We start from the raw sequence: 1,927 nt of genomic DNA, 5'->3' as shown, positions 1-1,927 counted from the left end.
CATTGAGCAGCCGGAGGGTGTCGACATCAATGAGGTGATCGTACGCCCAACCGCAGCGGATATGTGAGTGCTTGGGCGTGCCGGTGCCGTCGCGGGCACGCCCACACAACCGGTTCGCCGACACAACGAGCTCGTCGAACCGCGATGAACGTATGTCCGGTTACGAGAAGCTACTTAATGGACCTGAGTGACCGATTTTGGGTCGTCCACGCGGTACGGCAGGGCAGTTGTTCTCGCCTAATTTTTGCCGTTCAAGCCACCACACATGCGCGCCAAAGCGGCCATGGCGACACCGCAGTCCACTATCTTGGGCTCAGGCAGAGATTGCCTAGTACCACCCAGCTAAGATACATTGTGTCTTGAGAGGTATGGGCAATGAGTATGTTTCGAGCGCTGGGGTTGCTGGCCTTGGGTGCGACTTTGGTCTCTGTCGCGCCGTCGCCCTCCTGTGCCGATAGCTGGTCGTTACCGACGGTCACTGCCTATACGTCGTGCGCTGGCCACGCCCGCATTACGGTCAGCCCGCGCGATCTTAATAGCCAGCTTGGTTATTTCGAAGATAAGGTGAAAGATGTTGACTCCCCTGGACAAAAGAAAGGCGGATCGCTGGTCGCGAGCGGAACGACTGGTGGACAGGCGCTGGCAAGTAGTCTGGGAACATCAAATTGCGAACGACGTGGCACCGGTGTTTGCGCTTGTTCGAGACGATGGCAAACAAGCGGTCACGTTCGATGATTGGCATGGCACGGGTTACGGACCGAACGCTGTCGTAATCTACGGTGCTCGGGGCAAGTTGGTTCGTGCACTCGCGTTGTCCGACGTCGTGCCAGCCAACTACATTAAGGCGCTGCCACATTCGGTTAGTTCTATCCGGTGGCGGGGCGATCCACGCTTCTCGTCCGACGGCCAGAAGGTAATCATTCCTGTCGTGATCCCCGCCGAGGACTTTGTGCTCGATCCTGCCACGATCGACATTGCGATCGATCTCGGCGATGGGAAAGTGTCGCCAATCAACGCGAACGCCTGGAATGCTGCGCAGGAAACGGGCCGCAAGGTTCTCGCCGCGCAGGTCGCTCGCGAGGCGTCCGCAAAGGCGGCGTTTCTTGCTCCACTTCTAGGTCCTAAAGCCAATGCCCAAAGCGAATGGCACGACTATCTGCGCGAGGCCGTCGGTCGCCTGATTGGTGATGATCAAACGCCCTCCACTACCGTTTTGCGTCTTCCCGGTGCGGATGATTATGCCGTGTCGGAGATGTGGGTCCACGACGCACTGACCGAAAGCTATACGGGTAAGGTAGCGCTCGCATCGCTTTCGGAACCCAACCTTGTGGCTGTTCTTAAAAAAATAATGTTGGATCTGCCGGATCGATCCCTATCGAAGATAACGATTTTCATCGCGGTGTCCGACCGAAATTGGCCTGACGTCGTGGCAACGATGCGACGCTCCGGCGCAAAGATCGTCCAACTCGCCCCAGCCAGGGCTATACCTCAGCGTCCCGAGCGCATAGCTCGGCGATACGGTTCTAACGGCGTTTAGATGTTCAGTCCCGATATCTGGTCGATCGGATTGACGATGAACCGGTCTGGCTCTGACGTCCAGTTTTTGCTGATGTATTCGTAGAGCGTAAGGCCGCTGAGCGTTTTGAGCCTGCGAGCGAAATTGTACGCCAGGGCACCGTCGTCGCTATAACGGCTAATTCAACGAGTTCCCCAATCAGCCGAGAACCTACTCCAGGCTCGCTATATGCGCGCTGGCAGGCGCAAAGCGATGACAAGGTGACAAGTGCAGAGAATGGTAATCGTGGTCGGAAGGCCGCCTTGCGGTAGCGCCGGTAGCGGGGATGCTTTCCGCCTTTGATGAGGGCGCGGGCGGTGCGGGAAATTATTGGTTCTACGACCAGTCATACGAGTACTCGTATGACTGGTC

General features: G+C 57.3%; 1 protein-coding gene and 1 pseudogene. One reads left to right on the top strand and one right to left on the bottom strand.

Annotated elements, in window-relative coordinates:
* The first annotated feature begins 571 nt into the window (after positions 1-571).
* The gene (locus BRX43_RS19945) at positions 572-1,537 is read left to right on the top strand and encodes a hypothetical protein (protein ID WP_125996786.1); all 966 of its coding nucleotides are present in this window, start codon (positions 572-574) and stop codon (positions 1,535-1,537) included.
* Here the strand turns inward: BRX43_RS19945 and BRX43_RS19940 are convergent.
* Positions 1,534-1,668: pseudogene (locus BRX43_RS19940) on the bottom strand (IS481 family transposase); the annotation flags it as partial. The gene BRX43_RS19945 and the pseudogene BRX43_RS19940 overlap by 4 nt on opposite strands.
* Positions 1,669-1,927: the final 259 nt, after the last annotated feature.

The sequence above is a fragment of the Sphingomonas sp. S-NIH.Pt15_0812 genome (genome assembly GCF_003951315.1).
GTDB lineage: Bacteria > Pseudomonadota > Alphaproteobacteria > Sphingomonadales > Sphingomonadaceae > Sphingomonas.
The sequence above is the reverse complement of the archived record's forward strand: the minus strand, read 5'-3'. Positions and strand labels throughout refer to the sequence as shown.